The organism is Marinobacter flavimaris (assembly GCF_002933295.1).
GTDB lineage: Bacteria > Pseudomonadota > Gammaproteobacteria > Pseudomonadales > Oleiphilaceae > Marinobacter > Marinobacter flavimaris.
This window is the reverse complement of sequence record NZ_PSSW01000011.1, coordinates 119,925-137,741: the sequence shown is the minus strand read 5'-3', so window position 1 is coordinate 137,741 and position 17,817 is coordinate 119,925. Positions and strand designations below refer to the sequence as shown.

Below are 17,817 nucleotides of genomic sequence, written 5' to 3'. Positions count from 1 at the left end.
TTACTCACTCCTTTGCGCATCCCCGTCCGAATCGGCGGGTTTGCGGAACATATCAAGTATCATCATGGCGGCACCGATGGTGATCGCGGTGTCGGCCAGGTTGAAGGCGGGAAAGTGCCAGTCCTGCCAGTAAAAGTGCAGGAAATCGACCACGTAGCCGTGCACCACCCGATCGTAGACGTTGCCCAAGGCGCCGCCGAGTATCAGTACGATGGCAATGGCGGTCCAGGTCTCATGGCGATGAAGGTTTTTCAGCCAGTAGATCAGTACCACGCTGACCACCAGCGCCAGGGTTACAAAGAACCAGCGTTGCCAGCCGGCAGCTTCAGCCAGGAAGCTGAACGCTGCGCCGGTGTTGTGGAGCAGCGTCAGGTTGAACATGGGCATGACCGGCACAGGGTCGCCATAGGTCAGCATAGCGGTGGCCATGGCCTTGGTGCCGAGATCCAGAACGATCACCAGTACCGCCAGCCAAAGCCACTTCAGTTTGCTCCCGGTGACCTGCTCCGTCATGGTCGCGTCCATCAGGCGTAGGCGCGGGCTTCGCCGGGCCCTTCCACGTTGGTCACACAGCGACCACAAAGATCGTCGTACTTGGCATTGCGGCCGACGTCTTCCCGGTGGTGCCAGCAACGCTCACACTTGGTATGGGCAGCCGGTGCCACCTTGACCCGAAGCCCCTCGTGGGAAGTCATTTCCGCATCGCCGGCTTCTGAAACTGGCCTAACGCTGGCCTCTGAAGTGATCAGAACAAAGCGCAGCTCTTCACCAAGATGCTTCAGATCAGCTGCCAGATCGCCTTCACAGAACAGGGTGACTTCGGCACTCAAAGAGCCTTTGATTTCACCCCGTGCCCTGGCTTCCTCCAGGCACTTGTTGACGGCCTCTTTCACGCTGTACATCTCGCGCCAGTAGTCGCGGCCAAGCTCAGCGTTTTCCGGCAGTGGCGTGAGGCCCTCGTACCAGGTTTCATAGAATACGGTATCGCTGCGCTTACCCGGCAGATGCTGCCAGATTTCATCAGCGGTGAAGCTGAGAATTGGGGCAATCCAGCGAACGAGCGCTTCGGCCACATGGTACAGGGCCGTCTGGCAGGAACGACGCGCCAGACTGTCGGCCTGGGTGGTGTACTGGCGATCCTTGATGATATCCAGATAGAAGCCGCCCAGGGTGGCTTCACAGAAGTTGTACACCTTCTGATAAATCCGAAGGAAGGCGTAGTTGCCATAGTCCTCATGCAGCTCTTCCTGCAATTGCAGGGCACGGTCCACCATCCAGCGATCCAGCGCGATCATGTCTTCCGGCGCGACCATGTGCTGCTCCGGATCGAATCCGGTCAGGTTGCTCAGCAGGAAGCGGGAGGTGTTCCGGATCCGGCGGTAACCATCGGCGGTCTGGCGCAGGATGTCCTTGGACACGGTCATTTCGCCGCTGTAGTCGGTTGCGGCCACCCACAAGCGGAGGATGTCGGCGCCCAGCTCGTTCATGACTTCCTGGGGCGCGATGACGTTGCCCAGGGATTTGGACATCTTGTGGCCCTTGCCATCGACGGTAAAGCCGTGGGTCAGAACCTGCCTGTAAGGCGCCACGCCATTCATGGCGATGGAGGTCTTCAGGGACGACTGGAACCAGCCACGGTGCTGGTCTGAGCCTTCGAGGTACATATCCGCCGGGAATTGCCCCAGTTCCTCGCGAACCCGCAGGACTGACTCGTGGGTCACACCGGAATCGAACCAGACATCCAGGGTATCCGTTACCTTCTCGTACTGCTCGGCATCACTACCCAGCAGGGACGACGCGTCCAGTTCGTACCAGGCATCGATACCACCCTCTTCGATCTGTTGGGCCACCTGCTCAATCAGGTTCTGGGTGTCCGGGTGCAGCTCCTGGGTTTCCTTGTGGATAAACAGGGTGATGGGCACGCCCCAGGTCCTCTGACGGGAGATGCACCAGTCCGGCGACTGGTTGAACATGGCCTCGATACGGTTCTTACCCCAGGATGGCACCCAGCGTACACCCTGGATCGCTTCAAGGGCATCAGCGCGCAGGTTTTCCTTATCCATGCTGATAAACCACTGGGGTGTGGCCCGGTAGATCAGCGGGGTCTTGGTACGCCAGCAGTGGGGATAGCTGTGACGGAACTTCTCGGAGCGGACCAGCTTGCCCTCGCGCTCGAGGGCGCTGCAAACCGGCTCATCGGCCTTGTAAACGTGTATACCGGCCAGCTCACCGGCGGCCGAAGTGTAAGTGCCATCCGCCTGAACCAGGTTGATGGTGCCGATGTTGTAGGCCTTGCCTACCTCAAAGTCTTCCATGCCGTGATCGGGAGCCGTGTGAACAGCGCCGGTACCGGCGTCCGTGGACACATGGTCGCCCAGGATAACAGGGACTTGCTTGTCGTAGATCGGGTGCTGGAGAACCAGATTCTCAAGAGCCGCGCCAGCACAGGTTGCCAGCACTTCGTAGCTCTCAACTTGCCAGCGGGCCATGATGCCATCGACCATGTCGGCAGCCAGGATCATCCGCTCCGGGCCGTGCCCAACATCGGTCTGTACCAATGCATAGTCCAGATCGGCATTGAGGGAAACGGCCTGGTTAGCCGGAATGGTCCAGGGCGTGGTGGTCCAGATAACCACCGACACATCGCCATTGCCATTATCGGTGCCGAACAGTGACAGGGCTTTTTCCTGGTCAACCGCGGTAAAACGCACATCGATCTGGGTAGAGGTCTTGTCCTGGTATTCAACCTCGGCTTCTGCCAGTGCGGACTGACCCACCACACTCCAGTAAACCGGCTTGTAACCACGCACCAGATGCCCTTTGGCAACGATCTTGCCCAGGGCGCGAACAATACCCGCCTCAACCTTGGGATCCATGGTCAGGTAGGGCTTGTCCCACTCCCCCATGACGCCCAAACGGATAAAATCGGCCTTCTGACCGGCGATCTGCTTGGTGGCGTAGTCGCGACAGGCCTGGCGGAAGGTCTTGTAATCCACCTTCACACCGGCCTTGCCAATCTCCTGCTCCACCTTGTGCTCGATCGGCAGACCATGACAGTCCCAGCCCGGCACGTAAGGCGCGTCGTAGCCCATAAAGCTGCGGGACTTGACGATCATGTCCTTGAGAATCTTGTTGACCGCGTGACCAATGTGAATGCTGCCGTTGGCGTAAGGAGGGCCATCATGAAGGATGAACTTCTCCCGCCCTTCACGCTGCTTGCGCAGGTTGCCGTAGACGTCGAGATCCTGCCAGCGCTTGAGCATTTCCGGCTCGCGCTTGGCCAGGTTGCCGCGCATGGGGAAGGCGGTTTCCGGCAGATTCAGGGTGTGCTTGTAGTCGCTCATGGTTTGTGTGCGTACTCTTTTGGTCTTGGTCAGTTTGAGTCAGTCATTTATTCATTGGGGCGCAGCCGGGCGTTTCAATCCGCGCTTTTCACAGAGCCGTTTTCGGCAATGCACGCTCGGGCCTGGTCAAAATCCCGGGCAATCTGATCTTTCAGCTCATCCACAGAACCGAATTTTTCCTCGTCCCGCAGGCCATGCCGGAACACAACCTCGAGGTGCTGGCCATAAAGCGTGCCAGCAAAGTCAAACAGGTGCACTTCCAGTGAGGGCCGCTTGCCGTCAACGGTCGGACGTACACCAATATTGGCAACACCATCGAATCGGGCGCCATTGTCCAGGGTGGCGGCAACCACATAGACACCGCGCAGGGCGGGTGTCCGATGTAACAAAATATTCGCGGTTGGCGCACCAATCTGGCGCCCCAGTTGGCGGCCATACACGACCCTCCCCCGGATTCGGTAGGGGTGGCCCAGCAGCGATTCGGCTTTCTCGAGCCCATTCACCGTGAGTAAATCCCTGACACGTGTGCTGCTTACTCGCTCGCCGTCGACGGTTACTGTCAGGGTATTCTCGACGGAAAATCCGGCGTCGTATCCAACTTTCTCGAGAAGCGCGAAATCGCCCGCCCGATCACAGCCAAAACGGAAATCATCGCCGACCACCAGATGACGAACGGCCAATCCATGGATCAGAACATCGTCGATAAAGCCCATGGCCGAATAACTACGGAACGCCTGGTTGAAGCGCAGGCACAGCACAATATCGATGCCTTCCGCCAGCAGGGCCTCGAACTTCTGACGAAACCCCATCAGCCTCGGCGGCGCCTCCCTGCCCTGAAAAAACTCCCGGGGTTGGGGCTCGAAAATCATCACCACCGAGGGCACGCCCAGAGCCTTGGCCTTGCTTTTGACCTGATCAATAATGGTTTTGTGCCCAAGGTGCACACCGTCGAAGTTACCGATGGTGGCGACACACCCGTTGGCGAGCGGTGAGTCCTCCCGACGGGAAAGCATTTTCAGGTTGGTCAGGCCCCGGATCAGACGCATGCAATGCGAACCTTCAATTGCCAGCTAGCTTTCAGCGCTCACTTTTACCGCAACGCTGGTGAGAAAACGCGCGATTATACCTTACCTGTGGCGGAAATGTCTTACCCGAACCCCGGCCAGCGCCAGTGCAACAAAGTAGACGGCGACGCCCGCCCCTACCAGCATCGCCATGTCCGCTGCACGCTGATAGCCTCCGTTTGCCAACCACACCGACACCGGGGCGTTGAGCCAGACAATGACAGCCGCCAGGGCACCGTTGGCAAAAAGCAGCTGTAGCAGAAAACGGGACCAGCCGGGCTGGCTCTGCCAGGCCCCTTCCTTGCGCAGTCCGCGCCAAAGAAGGTAGCCATTCAACCAGGCCGATATGGAGGTAGCCAGCGCGAGACCGGCGTGGGCCAGCGAGAAAATGAGAATCAGGTTGAACACCATGTTTGCCACCATGGCAATGATGCCGATCTTGACCGGGGTTTTGGTGTCTTCTCTTGCGAAAAACCCCGGCGCCAGAACCTTGATGAGCATGAACGCCAGCAACCCTGCGGAATAGGCTCGCAAGCTCTGGGCCGACATGGCCACATCCCGGTCGGTAACGGCGCCATAGTGGAACAGGGTGGCTATCAGCGGCTCGGCCAACAGCGCAAGCGCCAGGGCAGCCGGTAGACCAATCAACAGGACCGCCCGAACCGCCCAATCCAAAGTGGCCGCGAACTGGTCCGCTGACGCCGCTGCGTGTTTACGGGAAAGGCTCGGGAGAATAACCGTCGCAATGGCTATCCCGAACACGCCGAGGGGCAATTCCGAGAGTCGATCGGAGTAATACAACCAGGAAACGCTGCCGGTCTGGAGAAAGGACGCCAGAACCGTATCCAACAGCAGATTGATCTGGCTGACGGATACCCCGAACAGCGCAGGCGCCATCAGCTTGAGAATCCGGCTGACACCTTCGTGGCGATAATCCACACGAGGCCGTGGCAGCAAGCCCAATCGCATCAGAAACGGCAACTGGAAAAACAACTGCAGGGCCCCGGCAATGAAAACACCCCAGGCCAGAGCCATCACCGGCTCATCCATCAGCGGCGTCAACCAGATGGCTGCCGCAATCATCGCCAGATTGAGAAGAACCGGGGTAAACGCGGGTACCGCAAAGCGATCGTAACTGTTGAGGATGCCGCCGGCGAAGGCCGTCAGGGATATCAGCAACAGGTACGGAAAGGTGATGCGCAACATATCGCTGGTCAGCGCAAATTTCACCTCATCATCCAGGAAACCAGGGGCAAAGACCGCCGTCAGCACCGGCGCCCCGAGAATGGCCACCAGCGTGACGCCCAACAGCACCAAGCCGAGGGAGCCAGCCACCGCATTGACCAGCCGCTGAACGTCCGAGAGCGACTGATTTTCCCGGTAGGAGGACAATACCGGCACGAACGCCTGGGAGAAGGCGCCTTCTGCAAATAGCCGACGCAGGAAATTCGGAATCTTGAAAGCCACAAAAAAAGCATCGGCACCGGCACCGGCACCGAAATAGCGAGCGATGACCATATCCCGAACCAGACCCAGCACCCGGGACAGCATGGTCATGATACCGACGAGCCCCGACGATCTGAGCAGTCCTGGCGGCTTGGGTAATTGCTTCTGTTCAGGCGTTGATTCAGGTTCCGACGACATGCAGGCCCTTGCTTGGCATTCTGGATATCCTTTTGGCGCTCGTATTTCGGGAATTACCTGCTTCCCGGTCAAGCCCGCGTTCAGTGAGCCGCGAGTTTACCACAGGCCTTCTGTGTCGGGGCATGAAATGGGTTTTAGCCTTGACATTTGAAGGTTTGAGCGGCATAGTTCCGCGTCATTTATTTCGACGCGCTGGTTTTGGCGCGCCCGCGATGTAACGAATCATTCAGCAACGAATTTGAGATTTTCAGGAGTTTTACGGTGGCAAATTCCCCGCAAGCCAAGAAGCGCGCACGTCAGAACGAGAAGAACCGCAAGCACAATGCAAGCCTGCGTTCCATGGCTCGTACTTATGTGAAAAAGATCCAATCCAAGATCGAAGCCGGCAACTACGAAGAAGCCCAGGCCGCTTTCCAGCAGGCTCAGCCGATTCTGGACAGCATGGTCAACAAAGGCATCTTCGCGAAGAACAAGGTTGCTCGTAGCAAGAGCCGCCTGAGCGCCAAGATCAAGGCCCTGAAGAGCGCCTAATCAGCTCGATTCAGGCAAAAAAAACCGGCCATCTGGCCGGTTTTTTTATGGACGAGCGATTATCACACAATCACCAGATTGTCCCGGTGGATCATCTCCTCGCCTGACATATAGCCAAGGATCTCGGTAATCCGGTCACTGGAGCGGCCGGCAATAGCCCTGGCTTCGTCGGCGTCGTAATTAACCAACCCCCGGGCGATTTCACGACCACTCTGGTCGAAGCAGGACACCATCTCGCCACGGCGAAACTGCCCCGACACACCTTTAACACCCACCGGCAGAAGACTGCGGCCACCCAGGCACAGCACTTTCACCGCACCATCATCCAGAGTCAGCCTGCCACGGGTCTGCAGGTGGCTGGCGAGCCATTGCTTTCGGGCAGCAATCCGGCCTTGCTCCGGCAATAACAGAGTACCGATTACATCACCCTGCCGCAGGCGACCAATCACGCCCTCAATGCGACCACCAACAATGACGGTGAAAGCCCCGGACCGGGCAGCAAGCCGCGCAGCACGCAACTTTGTCTGCATGCCGCCGCGCCCGAGAACACCGGCGCCGCCACCCGCCATGGCATCCAGTTCGCGATCGCCGGCCCTGCGCTCGGTCACCAGACAGGCATCCGAATGCTTCCTGGGATCCTTGTCAAAGAGGCCCAGCTGGTCAGTGAGGATAATCAGGCCATCCGCCTCAATCAGATTGGCAACCAGGGCGCCCAGGGTGTCGTTATCGCCAAACCGGATCTCGTCGGTAACCACAGTGTCGTTTTCGTTCACAATGGGCACGACACCCAGGTTCAGCAGGGCCCTGAGGGTTCCCCGGCCATTCAGATAGCGCTTGCGGTCGGAGAGGTCGTCATGAGTCAACAGAATCTGGGCGGTATGGATATCGTGCCGTTTGAACTGGGCCTCCCAGGTCTGCACCAGACCCATCTGACCAACCGCCGCAGCAGCCTGCAACTCATGGAGCTGCTCTGGCCGGACAGTCCAGCCAAGACGACTCATTCCCTCGGCGACGGAACCAGAGGAAACGACAACCACCTCCACGCCATCTTCAATAAGCTCGGCGATCTGATCCACCCACAAACCCAGGGCCGCCACATCCAGGCCACGGCCATCGTTGGTCAGCAAAGCGCTTCCGATCTTGATAACCAGGCGACGGGCCTGGCGCAACTGTAGGCGTTCAGTCATGGTGCTTGAGCGATCTCTCTGGTATCAGTCCTTGGTTTACTCCGGGGCGTAGACCACTTCGACATCGTAATCATCATCGTCAAAGTCGTCGTCATCGTCCTCTTCGCGGGCCGCGCGGCGTGCCTGACGCTCGGCTTCAATACGGGCGCGAGCTTCGTCGTCCATCTGCCGGCGACGTTGGGCCTCCCGCTCCGCGAATTCCGGATTCTGGGCCTCTTCCTCAGCTTGCTCTTCGATCCAGCGCATAACGGCCTGAGCCAGGGTCTTGGTGCCCTCGCCACTGAGCGCAGAGATCCAGAAAACCGGCCCTTCCCATCCGAGCTCATCGACAATGGCCTGACAATGAGCATCGCGATCTTCTTCGGCCACCATGTCGACCTTGTTCAGCACGAGCCATCTCGGACGGTTGGCCAGAGTTTCGCTGAACTTCTCAAGCTCATGCTCGATTGCTCTAACCGCATCGGCGGGCGATGAGCCATCGTACGGTGCCACATCCACAAGGTGCAGCAGTAGACGGGTGCGCACGAGATGCTTCAGGAAGCGGATACCCAGGCCGGCACCTTCGGCGGCACCTTCAATCAGACCCGGGATATCGGCAATCACGAAACTCTGGTGCGCCTGTACACTGACAACACCAAGATTGGGTACCAGCGTGGTAAACGGATAGTCCGCAACCTTCGGGCGAGCCGCCGACACCGAACGGATAAAGGTAGACTTGCCGGCATTGGGCATGCCCAGCAAACCCACGTCCGCCAGCACCTTCAACTCCAGCCTCAGGTTACGCAACTCGCCCTCGGAACCCTTGGTAGTCTGGCGCGGGGCGCGATTCACCGAGGATTTGAAGCGGGTATTACCAAGACCATGAAAACCCGCCTGGGCAACCTTCAGGCGCTGACCGGCATGGGTCAGATCCCCCAGGACCTCGTGGGTATCCATATCGACCACCGTGGTGCCGACCGGAACCGGCAGAACCAGGTCCTCGCCTTTGTTGCCGGTACAGTTGCGGCCGGAGCCCGGCTCGCCATTCTGGGCCTTGTGTTTGCGCTGGAACCGGTAGTCGATCAACGTGTTCAGCGACTCCTCGGCTTCCAGATACACGGAACCACCATCGCCCCCGTCGCCGCCATCGGGGCCACCCTTGGGAACGTATTTTTCTCGCCGGAAGCTCAGGCAGCCGTGACCGCCCTTGCCGGCTTCCACAATGATGGTGGCTTCGTCTACGAATTTCATGAATCAACCCTTTGCGCCATGCGCATAAACTAAAAAGCCCCGCAGCCTCTAGGAAGCTTTGCGGGGCTCCGGATGGTTCTGAGCACCTGATAATATCAGGATATCAGCGCCACCCAAGGTTCGACAGAACCGGATCGCCGCTGCTTACGCAGCCGGAACGATGCTCACGAACTTACGGCTCTGCGGGCCTTTGGTTTCGAACTTCACCTGGCCGTCTGCTTTCGCAAACAGGGTGTGGTCCTTGCCAATGCCAACATTGCTACCAGCGTGGAAACGAGTGCCACGCTGACGGATGATGATGCTGCCTGCAGATACAGTCTCGCCGCCAAAGCGCTTCACACCAAGTCGTTTCGACTCGGAATCGCGACCGTTACGGGTACTACCTGCTGCCTTTTTATGAGCCATTACCAGCCTCCTTATTTAAGGGGTAATTCGAGAGCCTCAGCCCTTGATACCCGTGATCTTGACTTCAGTAAACCACTGACGGTGGCCCTGACGCTTCATGTGATGCTTACGACGACGGAACTTGATGATCTGAACCTTGTCGTGACGGCCGTGGCTAACCACTTCTGCGGTCACTTTGGCACCATCAACTACCGGCGCGCCTACCTGAACCTTGTCGCCGTCGGCGATCAGCAGAACGCGATCAAACTCAACGTTGCCACCGGTTTCAACTTCCAGCTTTTCCAGCTTCAGGGTTTCGCCTTCTTTTACACGGTGCTGCTTGCCACCGCTAACAATAACTGCGTACATTCACTCGTTCTCCACGATTGACCCATCCCTGCTCTTATCCACCTGGTTCTAAGGGAGGCGCTCTGGCGACCCTATAGCAGGGAGCGCAGGTTGGGATGAGTTGGGCGCGTGATTGTACGAAAAGACGCACCGCAACACAAGCCAAGTTGACACTACCTTCGGCAATACCTAGCATTGCCGCGACCTGCCTTTAATATCAACGATCGTAACGACGATAACACCAGCAAGGGATCCACAAGCCGCATGACAGCCCAGCGCATTTACGACACCGTGGCCGACGACTTCAGCCGCGTTAATGATCTGATCATCCAGCGGCTTTCCTCAGATGTTCCCCTGGTGGAGAAAATCGCCCAGTACATCATTGAAAGCGGCGGCAAGCGCTTGAGACCGCTACTGGTTCTGCTTTCCAGCCAGGCCGCCGGCTACGAGGAAAACGACCACCTCAAGCTCGCAGCCGTGATCGAATTCCTGCACACCGCCACCCTGCTGCACGATGATGTAGTAGACACCTCGGACATGCGCCGCGGCCGAAGCACCGCCAACGCCCGCTGGGGCAACGCACCCAGCGTTCTGGTAGGTGATTTCCTCTACGCCCGTGCTTTCGAGATGATGGTGGAGCTTAAAAGCCTGCGAATCATGGACGTTTTGTCCCACGCCACGGCGGTAATCGCCGAGGGCGAGGTTATGCAACTGATGAACGTGAAAAACCCGGACCTCACCGAAGAGCAGTACATGAAGGTCATCCACAACAAGACTGCCATGCTGTTCGAAGCCGCCTCCCACACCGGCGCACTGCTTGCCAACGCCAATGCAGAGCAGGAGCTGGGCCTGAAAGACTACGGCAAGCATCTGGGCCTGGCTTTCCAGCTGGTGGACGATGTCCTGGATTACCGCGGCGACGCCGAAGCCATGGGCAAAAACGTGGGCGACGATCTGGCTGAAGGCAAGACCACCCTGCCGCTGATCCACGCCATGAGCCATGGCACCGGGGAAGAACGGCAGTTGATCCGTCAGGCCATCCGCAAGGGCGGCCTGGACGATCTGCCCCGCATCCTCGATATTGTTGAGCGCTCAGGCGCAATCGAATACACCATGGCAAAAGCGCGGGAGCAGGCGGAACTGGCCCAGACCTGCCTTCAACCCCTGCCAGACTCAGGCCATAAAGAAGCCATGGAACTGCTGACCGAGGTCGCAGTCGCAAGAGTTAGCTAAGCGACTCACGCCCGTGGGGTGAGTCAAAGTCCAGCTCCGGACCAACCGGTACTATCTGAGTCGGGTTGATGGTTCTCTGGCTTACGTAGTAGTGGCGTTTGATCTGACCAATATCCACGGTCTCCGCCACGCCTGGCACCTGGTAGAGGTCCCGAACATAGGCTGAAAGCGCCGGGAAATCGCTGATCCGCTGGCGGTTGCACTTGAAGTGGCTGTAATACACTGCATCAAACCGGATCAACGTGGTGAACAACCGCCAGTCAGCCTCGGTCAGCCGGCCACCGACCAGATACCGTTGAGAAGACAACCGCTCCTCAAGCCAGTAGAGAGAATCAAACAGCGCATTGTAGGCTTCCTCGTACTTATCCTGGGCAGTGGCAAAGCCCGCTTTGTAAACGCCATTATTAACCGTGTCGTAAACCCGGGCGTTCACAGTATCAATCTCTTCTTGCAGCTCTCCGGGATAGAAATCCAGATCGGTACGAACACCCTCAAGGCCATCAAATGCCGAATTGAACATCCGGATAATTTCGGCCGACTCGTTGCTCGCAATCGTTTCTTTCTTTTTATCCCACAAGGTCGGCACTGTTACCCGCCCAGAATATTCCGGGGCAGCCTTGGTATAGACCTGATGCATGAAGCGGAATCCATGGAGATGGTCCCGGTGCTGCTCGCTGTCCGGCCGGAATTCCCAGCCGTTTTCAACCATGTCAGGGTGCACCACTGACACCGAAATGTGCTTCTCCAGACCTTTAAGCTTCCGGAAAATCAACGTCCGGTGCGCCCAGGGGCAGGCCATTGAAACATAGAGATGATAGCGCCCTGATTCCGCCTTGAAACCGCCTTCGCCATCCGGCCCCGGCGAGCCATCGGCGGTCACCCAGTTCCGGAAACGCGCTGCTTCCCGTTCAAACTTGCCACCGGTCTTGTCGGTGTCATACCACTTGTCGTGCCATTTGCCATCAATCAGCAGGCCCATAAAGCCCTCCCGTTAAAATTCCTGAACATGATGAAATCAATACAGGCAGAATACCGGGGACCCTGCTACGCTCTCAAACAAGCATTTCTGGCCAACAACCTCAGATAATTCGAACATGCATACAGCCATCACCATTGACGCCCTCAAAGTCCTTGATGCCATTGACCGCAAAGGCAGTTTCGCCGGTGCCGCCAACGAACTGTTCCGGGTTCCCTCCGCCATCAGTTACACCGTGCAGAAGCTGGAAGAGGACCTGAATGTCGCCATTTACGACCGAACCGGTCACCGCGCCCGACTGACACCGGCCGGCCGCTACCTTCTGGAAGAGGGTCGCACACTGCTCGAGGCGGCAGAAAACCTCGCGCACACCACACGCCAGGTCGCCCAGGGCTGGGAAACGCGGTTGCGGATCGGGTTCAACTCACTGCTGCCAGCGGAATGCCTGTTTCCGGCAATCCAGGAATTCTATGAGCTCGGCGTACCGGTAGATGTACAAATTGTGGAAGAGGTCTTTGCCGGAACCTGGGATGCTCTGCAAAGCCGCCGCGTGGATCTGATCATCGGCGCCGATAATTTCAGCAAGCCTGCGGGAAACTACACAACCCAATCCCTGGGCGAGATGACATTCGTATTCGCCGTTGCCGCCGATCACCCCCTGGCCGATGCCCAAGCCCCGCTTTCCGAGGAAGATATCTCACGTTATCCAGCAGCCGTCGCTGCAGATACATCAAGGTCCCTGCCTCCGGGCCACGCCGGCATATTCCACCGCCAGCGAACCCTGACGGTGGCCAACATTGACCAGAAGATCGCCATACAGGTAGCCGGCCTCGGCGTGGGATGGTTACCAAGGGCACGAATCAGCGCAGAACTGAAGGAAGGCAAACTGGTCATCAAGGAAGTTCAGGAATCTCGCCAGCCAATCAAACTGCACCTGGCCAGGCATGCCGAGGACCAGGGCAAGGCCCTGATGTGGTTCTGGGACCGACTCAGCGCGGAGGGAGCCGTTTCAGACTGGCTAACAGGCTGAAAATAAAGCAAATGGTATGACTCCAACTCGAAGTCATACCAGGCAAATGAGTCAACCGTTTGCGCGGGCACTTCGTTTATACTGCAGCTGAAACCAACGCCGAAGGGAGCTCTCTGATGCGGCAACTGTCGGAACTGGATGCCTCGTTCCTGTATCTCGAGTCGGAAACCACACCGATGCACATCGGAGGCATCTACCTCTTCGATGCTTCCGAACGGGAGAAACCGCTGGCCTTCAGCACCTTTGTCGCCTACCTTCGAAGCCGCCTGCATGTTGTGCCGGTTTTCCGGCAACGCCTGAAAGAAATTCCCCTGCGCCTGGGCCGCCCCTACTGGATTGATGACCCCGATTTCAGCATCGAGCGCCACCTTGCCTATGTTAATCTGGGCGAACACGGCCGCAAGGCAAGCCTGATGACGCTGGCCTCACGGATTCTGGAAGAACCTCTGAAAAGGGACCGCCCGCTGTGGCACATCACCTTCGTAGACGGTTTCAAACTGGACGAGGAGGACACCGGCAGTGACGGCTTCGCCTTGATCGTCAAATTGCACCACGCTGCCATCGACGCATTCAGTGGTGAGGAGATTATTGGCAAACTGCTGGAGTATACGCCCGAGCCCAGCCCGATTGCGCCACCTCGACCCTGGCAGCCCAGACCAGAACCCTCGGAAGAACGGGTCATGCTCCAGGCCGGTGCGAACATCATTCGCACGCCACTGCAGTTCACCTCTCTGGCGTTCAACGCAGCCGAGGCTACAGCCCGGGGACTGATCCAGAAGCAATTACGCAAACTGCCACTCCCGCTGCCCCTGTTTTCCGCCCCAAACAGCCCTTTCAATCGGCAGATTACGGCAAATCGGCAGATTGTCGCCGCCAGCGTGGAGCTTTCGCGCCTGAAGGCGATCAAGGCGTTTCTCGGGGACGTAACGTTGAACGATGTGGTTTTGGGCCTTTGTGCCGAGGCCCTGAAGCGCTATCTGATCAGCGAGGGCGCCAATGCCGACAAGTCCCTGGTGGCAATGACACCGATTTCGGTTCGTTCCAACAGCCTGCGCCGAGCCACCGGGAACCAGATGTCTGCCATGCTGCTGGATCTGGCGACCGATGAAACCAATCCCGCCCAGCGGATACGGCGCATACACTGGAACGCGGTTGCTTCGGAGCCCTACCGGGAGGCTATTGCTGCAGATCGGCTGACGGAACTGCTGCCTTCAACCATGCTGGCGCTGTCCGCGAGGCTTTATTCGGAATTGCAAATTGCCCAGCGTTACCAGCCGGTATTCAATCTGCCAATCACCAACGTTCCCGGACCACAGGTTCCACTGTATCTGCAGGGTGCACGCCTGGTTCAGCAATACAATACGGCGCCGCTGTTCGACAGTATGGGACTGGTGATTGTAGCGGTGAGCTATGAGGGAAGGCTGACACTGAATTTCACCACCTGCCCCGATGTGGTGGCCCACGGAGAGTCATTGCAGGCTCACGTGGATGAAAGCCTCAACGCCATTGAAGCGGCCATGGAACGGCTCGGAACAGAGGAAACCAAAGAACCCACCGCAGCCTCCCCAACACAGACCCTCGCAGATGATGCCATGACCGCGATGGAGGGCCTTCTCAAGAAAGCCCTGAAACGTTTCCGGGCCTGAACGGGCCCCGGAAACGCTCAAGCACGTCCCAGGTTATTCGAACGCCCAACGAAGAAACGCCTTCTTCTCCTCATCACTCGCTGTTTCCCAGATGGTTTTGAGCTGTTCAAGCGCATTATCACCGCTAACCGGCGTGCCGTCGGAAGAAGACGCCGGAATCGGCGTGCGGGAAGCGGCCATTTGCTCTTTCCCATCCCAAACGGTTGAGCTTGCCACGGTCATTCCGGCAGAAGAAACGATAGCAGCGGAGAACTCCGGCATTTCCTGCTCGGCTTCCTGACGAGACTCCGGCTGATCAAAGTCGAAACGATAGGTTTCACCGGCTTCTGCCGCTTTGGTAGCATTCTGACGAGTGCAAGACAACGGCGGGCTTCGCTGACCCACTCCGGCTTTTTCAACGCAGATCCCGATTGAGACCCAACCCGTAAAATTGTAAAAAAATGTTGAATTCGCCCCGAATTGGGTTAATTTTAAACAGATCGGCTGATATTAACGCGGCGCCCGAGAAGCAAGAACAAAAAGCGGGCAGTACAGGAGACGCCATGGACACCCATCGCAGGACCGGAGAAGAAGGGCCGGTTCCCTTTCGCAGTAGTCGATTCTTCTGCGTAGGGAGCAAATGGTACTTTACCACCCGGGAAGGGTTTGACAGTGGCCCGTTCGCTTCACGGGAGCGGGCGGAAACAGGCCTCAAGCGCTTTCTGCACGTGGTCCGTATGCTGCCGGAAGAACAACAGCTTCACTGACAGGCCTTCGTGCCCGTCTAAACCATGACGGGCACAAGCCACACGTCTACTGCCCACAGGCAGATCAGGGCCATGACGCCGGCAATAACATCGTCAACCATAATACCCAAACCGCCAGGCAGGTGCTGGTCCAGCCAACTGATGGGCCACGGTTTTGCAATATCAAAAAGCCGGAACAGAGCGAACGCCCCCAGAACCCCATAGATAGTGTCGGGGAAGAGGCCAAGGGCAATCCACATCCCGACGAATTCGTCCCAGACAATGCCGCCGTGGTCGTGAACCTTCAGGTCTTCAGCGGTCTTTCCGCAGAGCCAGATACCTGCGATAAAAGCAGCCAGTACCACCAGCCAGTAGCCCACGGGCGGTAACCAGGCGAAGACATACCACAGCGGAATCGCGGCCAGGCTGCCCCAGGTGCCGGGCGCCCTCGCCGTTGCACCGCTGCCAAAACCAAAAGCGAGCAGATGCACCGGGTTACGCAAGAATCCCGGCGGGAGTATGACTGCCGGCGCCTCCGGTTCCGGGGTCTCGCCTTCCTGACTCATAGTTCACTCCTGAAATGGTCAAACCCGGCGGGCACCGCTTCCAAACCGCAATCGACACCGTCGAGATACAGGCCCGGCTCAGCGTCAACGAAGCCGATCACGGTGAGTTGGCGCTTCAGTGATTCCGGGGCACGCTCCCAGTTTTCTCGCGAGAAACACACGCACAGTTCGTAATCGTCTCCGGAGCGCAGTGCGCAGTCCAGGGCCTTCTCACCCTTTAGCCGAACAAGCGCTGGCGAAAGAGGCATCCTGGCACTCTCGATCTGGGCACCGACCCCTGATGCGGAAAGAATGTGCCCGAGATCTGCCAGCAAGCCATCAGAGATATCAACCGCCGCAGTGGCATATTGGCGTATAGCACCTGCCAGATCCAGTCTCGGCCAGGGATGGTGATAGCGTTCGAGCACGGCAAGCATGTCAGCGGAAGGGGCAGGCTCCGAAAGATAGTCTAAAGCGGCGCCGGCATCCCCCAGGGTTCCGGACACGGCAATCAGATCTCCGGGACGGGCGCCGGAGCGTCGAATCCCGGCTCCCTGCTCTACAGTGCCATGCACCTGAAGGCTCAGGGTGAGAGGCCCGGAGGTGGTATCCCCGCCGGCCAGCTCCAGACCAAACGCCTCGCTAGCCTTTCGCAATCCCATCGAGAAGTCTTCAAGCCACTGCTCATCCACGGCTGGCAGCGTCAGTGCAAGCGTGAAACATTCCGGGTCGGCACCCATGGCAGCAAGATCGCTGGCAGCGGCGGCAAGTGCCCGCCAGCCCAGATAATCGGGACGGTAGTTTCGGGGAAAGTGGACACCCTCCACGAGGGCGTCCACAGAAAAGACAAGGTCCCGGCCTGCGGGAATACGCTGAATCGCGCAATCGTCACCTGGGCCCAAGATCAGGGATCCGGATTCCTGCCGCCCGGCAAGCGGCAGAAAGTAACGGCGAATCAGCTCGAATTCGCCCATCGACTAGCGAGCGCGGGTCTCGGCAAGCCGGAGTCGGCCGCTCAGCTTGTCGAGAATGCTGTTAACAAATTTATGACCCTCGGTGCCACCAAAGCGCTTGGCCATTTCAATGCCCTCGTTAATGACCACCTTGTAGGGCACATCAAGCCGATGCTTGAGCTCATAGGCTCCCAGGCGGACAATCGCCAGTTCCACGGGATCAACCTCTTTTATAGGCCGATCCAGGAACGGCTCAATCAGCTTGTCCAGTTCGCCCTGCTCGCGATGTACCCCACGGAGCAGATCCCGGAAATACAGCAGGTCGACCTTGCTCATGTCGTTGTCGACCATGAACTCGGCTTCAATGTCAGAAATCGCCGTCTTGCTGAAATGGCGCTGATAGAGCCCCTGCATGGCGAGGGCCCTGGCACGGCGTCGATCACCGGCTTTCGGTTGGCCAGACGGAGCCGGCTGCGGTGATGTACCTTCAGTTTCGCTCATTACTCACCCAGCTTCTTGAACAGGCTGACCATTTCAAGGGCGGTGATTGCCGCTTCGGCACCCTTGTTACCGGCCTTGGTTCCGGAACGCTCGATGGCCTGTTCGATGGAATCCACCGTCAGCACACCGAAGGTTACCGGCACGTCGGTATCAAGACTGACCGCGCCAAGGCCGCTGGAGGCCTCGCCGGCAACATACTCGAAATGCGGAGTGCCGCCACGGATAACTGCACCCAGGGCAATAATCGCATCGTACTCACCGGTTTCGGCAACGCGCTTGACGGCCAGGGGCATTTCATAGGCTCCCGGCACGCGGACGATGGTGACGTCGTCATCGGAAATACCGTGACGGCGCAGGGTATCCAGCGCGCCCTCGACCAGGCTTTCCACAACAAAGCCGTTAAAACGGCCCACTACAAGCGCATAGCGCCCGCTGCACTCGGTAAAATCACCTTCAATTACTCTGATATCTGCCAT

The 17,817-nt window shown here is 58.3% G+C and carries 19 protein-coding genes; 5 read left to right on the top strand and 14 right to left on the bottom strand.

All coding sequences use genetic code 11. The features are described 5' to 3' along the window. The 4 genes from lspA to murJ all read right to left on the bottom strand — a co-directional run bounded on the left by lspA (position 1) and on the right by murJ (position 6,052). Positions 1-525 (bottom strand): signal peptidase II, encoded by a 525-nt coding sequence (gene lspA / locus MDHKLMBL_RS17835; RefSeq protein WP_104271726.1) that lies wholly within the window; start codon positions 523-525, stop codon positions 1-3. Beyond that, positions 525-3,344: an isoleucine--tRNA ligase gene (ileS, locus tag MDHKLMBL_RS17830; protein WP_104271724.1), complete on the bottom strand. Its 2,820-nt coding sequence runs from the start codon at positions 3,342-3,344 to the stop codon at positions 525-527. The genes lspA and ileS overlap by 1 nt, the downstream gene beginning before the upstream one ends. Positions 3,345-3,418: 74 nt before the next feature. Further along, a complete protein-coding gene (gene ribF, locus MDHKLMBL_RS17825) occupies positions 3,419-4,390 on the bottom strand; it encodes a bifunctional riboflavin kinase/FAD synthetase (RefSeq protein WP_104271722.1) in 972 nt (323 codons plus the stop codon). A gap of 81 nt (positions 4,391-4,471) precedes the next feature. After that, complete coding sequence (gene murJ / locus MDHKLMBL_RS17820; RefSeq protein WP_104271720.1) at positions 4,472-6,052, bottom strand: murein biosynthesis integral membrane protein MurJ; 1,581 nt, start codon at positions 6,050-6,052, stop codon at positions 4,472-4,474. 261 nt (positions 6,053-6,313) lie between these two features. Between murJ and rpsT the strand changes: the two genes are divergently transcribed. Further along, positions 6,314-6,583: a 30S ribosomal protein S20 gene (gene rpsT / locus MDHKLMBL_RS17815; protein WP_008170735.1), complete on the top strand. Its 270-nt coding sequence runs from the start codon at positions 6,314-6,316 to the stop codon at positions 6,581-6,583. Positions 6,584-6,645: 62 nt separating this feature from the next. On the opposite strand, the gene proB is transcribed toward rpsT, so the two are convergent. The 4 genes from proB to rplU all read right to left on the bottom strand — a co-directional run bounded on the left by proB (position 6,646) and on the right by rplU (position 9,753). Continuing rightward, positions 6,646-7,770 (bottom strand): glutamate 5-kinase, encoded by a 1,125-nt coding sequence (proB, locus tag MDHKLMBL_RS17810; protein ID WP_014576055.1) that lies wholly within the window; start codon positions 7,768-7,770, stop codon positions 6,646-6,648. Between the two features lie 36 nt (positions 7,771-7,806). Further along, a complete protein-coding gene (gene cgtA, locus MDHKLMBL_RS17805; protein WP_104271718.1) occupies positions 7,807-9,000 on the bottom strand; it encodes an Obg family GTPase CgtA in 1,194 nt (397 codons plus the stop codon). A gap of 144 nt (positions 9,001-9,144) precedes the next feature. Beyond that, positions 9,145-9,405, bottom strand: a complete 261-nt coding sequence (gene rpmA, locus MDHKLMBL_RS17800; RefSeq protein ID WP_008170742.1) for a 50S ribosomal protein L27 — start codon at positions 9,403-9,405, stop codon at positions 9,145-9,147. Between the two features lie 36 nt (positions 9,406-9,441). Next, a complete protein-coding gene (gene rplU / locus MDHKLMBL_RS17795; protein ID WP_008170744.1) occupies positions 9,442-9,753 on the bottom strand; it encodes a 50S ribosomal protein L21 in 312 nt (103 codons plus the stop codon). Between the two features lie 243 nt (positions 9,754-9,996). Here rplU and ispB point away from each other — a divergent pair, with 243 nt between their 5' ends. After that, the gene (ispB, locus tag MDHKLMBL_RS17790; protein ID WP_104271716.1) at positions 9,997-10,965 is read left to right on the top strand and encodes an octaprenyl diphosphate synthase; all 969 of its coding nucleotides are present in this window, start codon (positions 9,997-9,999) and stop codon (positions 10,963-10,965) included. Here the strand turns inward: ispB and MDHKLMBL_RS17785 are convergent. Further along, positions 10,958-11,944: a glutathione S-transferase family protein gene (locus MDHKLMBL_RS17785; protein WP_104271713.1), complete on the bottom strand. Its 987-nt coding sequence runs from the start codon at positions 11,942-11,944 to the stop codon at positions 10,958-10,960. The two genes, ispB and MDHKLMBL_RS17785, sit on opposite strands and share 8 nt — an antisense overlap. A 115-nt stretch (positions 11,945-12,059) precedes the next feature. On the opposite strand from MDHKLMBL_RS17785, the gene MDHKLMBL_RS17780 reads away from it, so the two are divergent. Both MDHKLMBL_RS17780 and MDHKLMBL_RS17775 read left to right on the top strand, forming a co-directional pair. After that, complete coding sequence (locus MDHKLMBL_RS17780) at positions 12,060-12,971, top strand: LysR family transcriptional regulator (protein WP_104271710.1); 912 nt, start codon at positions 12,060-12,062, stop codon at positions 12,969-12,971. A 116-nt stretch (positions 12,972-13,087) separates the two neighbouring features. Continuing rightward, positions 13,088-14,617 carry a WS/DGAT/MGAT family O-acyltransferase gene (locus MDHKLMBL_RS17775; protein WP_104271708.1) on the top strand — a complete coding sequence of 510 codons (1,530 nt, stop codon included), beginning with the start codon at positions 13,088-13,090 and terminating at the stop codon, positions 14,615-14,617. 33 nt (positions 14,618-14,650) lie between these two features. Here MDHKLMBL_RS17775 and MDHKLMBL_RS17770 read toward each other — a convergent pair whose 3' ends face one another. Continuing rightward, positions 14,651-14,980, bottom strand: coding sequence for a DUF2057 family protein (locus MDHKLMBL_RS17770; protein ID WP_241956266.1), 330 nt, complete (start codon positions 14,978-14,980; stop codon positions 14,651-14,653). A gap of 179 nt (positions 14,981-15,159) precedes the next feature. Between MDHKLMBL_RS17770 and MDHKLMBL_RS17765 the strand changes: the two genes are divergently transcribed. Continuing rightward, a complete protein-coding gene (locus MDHKLMBL_RS17765; protein ID WP_008170755.1) occupies positions 15,160-15,363 on the top strand; it encodes a DUF6316 family protein in 204 nt (67 codons plus the stop codon). A 17-nt stretch (positions 15,364-15,380) separates the two neighbouring features. On the opposite strand, the gene MDHKLMBL_RS17760 is transcribed toward MDHKLMBL_RS17765, so the two are convergent. The 4 genes from MDHKLMBL_RS17760 to ribH are packed head-to-tail and all read right to left on the bottom strand — an operon-like array spanning position 15,381 to position 17,817. Next, a complete protein-coding gene (locus tag MDHKLMBL_RS17760; RefSeq protein ID WP_104271706.1) occupies positions 15,381-15,908 on the bottom strand; it encodes a phosphatidylglycerophosphatase A family protein in 528 nt (175 codons plus the stop codon). Beyond that, positions 15,905-16,861: a thiamine-phosphate kinase gene (gene thiL / locus MDHKLMBL_RS17755; RefSeq protein ID WP_104271704.1), complete on the bottom strand. Its 957-nt coding sequence runs from the start codon at positions 16,859-16,861 to the stop codon at positions 15,905-15,907. The genes MDHKLMBL_RS17760 and thiL overlap by 4 nt, the downstream gene beginning before the upstream one ends. 3 nt (positions 16,862-16,864) lie before the next feature. Continuing rightward, on the bottom strand, positions 16,865-17,341 hold the full coding sequence (nusB, locus tag MDHKLMBL_RS17750) for a transcription antitermination factor NusB (protein ID WP_008170760.1): 477 nt from the start codon (positions 17,339-17,341) through the stop codon (positions 16,865-16,867). Further along, positions 17,341-17,817 carry a 6,7-dimethyl-8-ribityllumazine synthase gene (gene ribH / locus MDHKLMBL_RS17745; RefSeq protein WP_008170762.1) on the bottom strand — a complete coding sequence of 159 codons (477 nt, stop codon included), beginning with the start codon at positions 17,815-17,817 and terminating at the stop codon, positions 17,341-17,343. Before ribH ends, nusB begins: the two co-directional genes overlap by 1 nt.

Excerpts from the sequence above, each read along its gene's own strand:
- thiL (WP_104271704.1), bottom strand. The coding sequence starts at position 16,861 with ATGGGCGAATTCGAGCTGATTCGCCGTTACTTTCTGCCGCTTGCCGGG.
- ileS (WP_104271724.1), bottom strand. The coding sequence starts at position 3,344 with ATGAGCGACTACAAGCACACCCTGAATCTGCCGGAAACCGCCTTCCCC.
- lspA (WP_104271726.1), bottom strand. The coding sequence starts at position 525 with ATGGACGCGACCATGACGGAGCAGGTCACCGGGAGCAAACTGAAGTGG.
- cgtA (WP_104271718.1), bottom strand. The coding sequence starts at position 9,000 with ATGAAATTCGTAGACGAAGCCACCATCATTGTGGAAGCCGGCAAGGGC.
- ribH (WP_008170762.1), bottom strand. The coding sequence starts at position 17,817 with ATGGCAGATATCAGAGTAATTGAAGGTGATTTTACCGAGTGCAGCGGG.
- nusB (WP_008170760.1), bottom strand. The coding sequence starts at position 17,341 with ATGAGCGAAACTGAAGGTACATCACCGCAGCCGGCTCCGTCTGGCCAA.
- MDHKLMBL_RS17765 (WP_008170755.1), top strand. The coding sequence starts at position 15,160 with ATGGACACCCATCGCAGGACCGGAGAAGAAGGGCCGGTTCCCTTTCGC.
- ispB (WP_104271716.1), top strand. The coding sequence starts at position 9,997 with ATGACAGCCCAGCGCATTTACGACACCGTGGCCGACGACTTCAGCCGC.
- MDHKLMBL_RS17775 (WP_104271708.1), top strand. The coding sequence starts at position 13,088 with ATGCGGCAACTGTCGGAACTGGATGCCTCGTTCCTGTATCTCGAGTCG.
- ribF (WP_104271722.1), bottom strand. The coding sequence starts at position 4,390 with ATGCGTCTGATCCGGGGCCTGACCAACCTGAAAATGCTTTCCCGTCGG.
- MDHKLMBL_RS17785 (WP_104271713.1), bottom strand. The coding sequence starts at position 11,944 with ATGGGCCTGCTGATTGATGGCAAATGGCACGACAAGTGGTATGACACC.
- MDHKLMBL_RS17780 (WP_104271710.1), top strand. The coding sequence starts at position 12,060 with ATGCATACAGCCATCACCATTGACGCCCTCAAAGTCCTTGATGCCATT.
- rpmA (WP_008170742.1), bottom strand. The coding sequence starts at position 9,405 with ATGGCTCATAAAAAGGCAGCAGGTAGTACCCGTAACGGTCGCGATTCC.
- rplU (WP_008170744.1), bottom strand. The coding sequence starts at position 9,753 with ATGTACGCAGTTATTGTTAGCGGTGGCAAGCAGCACCGTGTAAAAGAA.
- MDHKLMBL_RS17760 (WP_104271706.1), bottom strand. The coding sequence starts at position 15,908 with ATGAGTCAGGAAGGCGAGACCCCGGAACCGGAGGCGCCGGCAGTCATA.
- murJ (WP_104271720.1), bottom strand. The coding sequence starts at position 6,052 with ATGTCGTCGGAACCTGAATCAACGCCTGAACAGAAGCAATTACCCAAG.
- proB (WP_014576055.1), bottom strand. The coding sequence starts at position 7,770 with ATGACTGAACGCCTACAGTTGCGCCAGGCCCGTCGCCTGGTTATCAAG.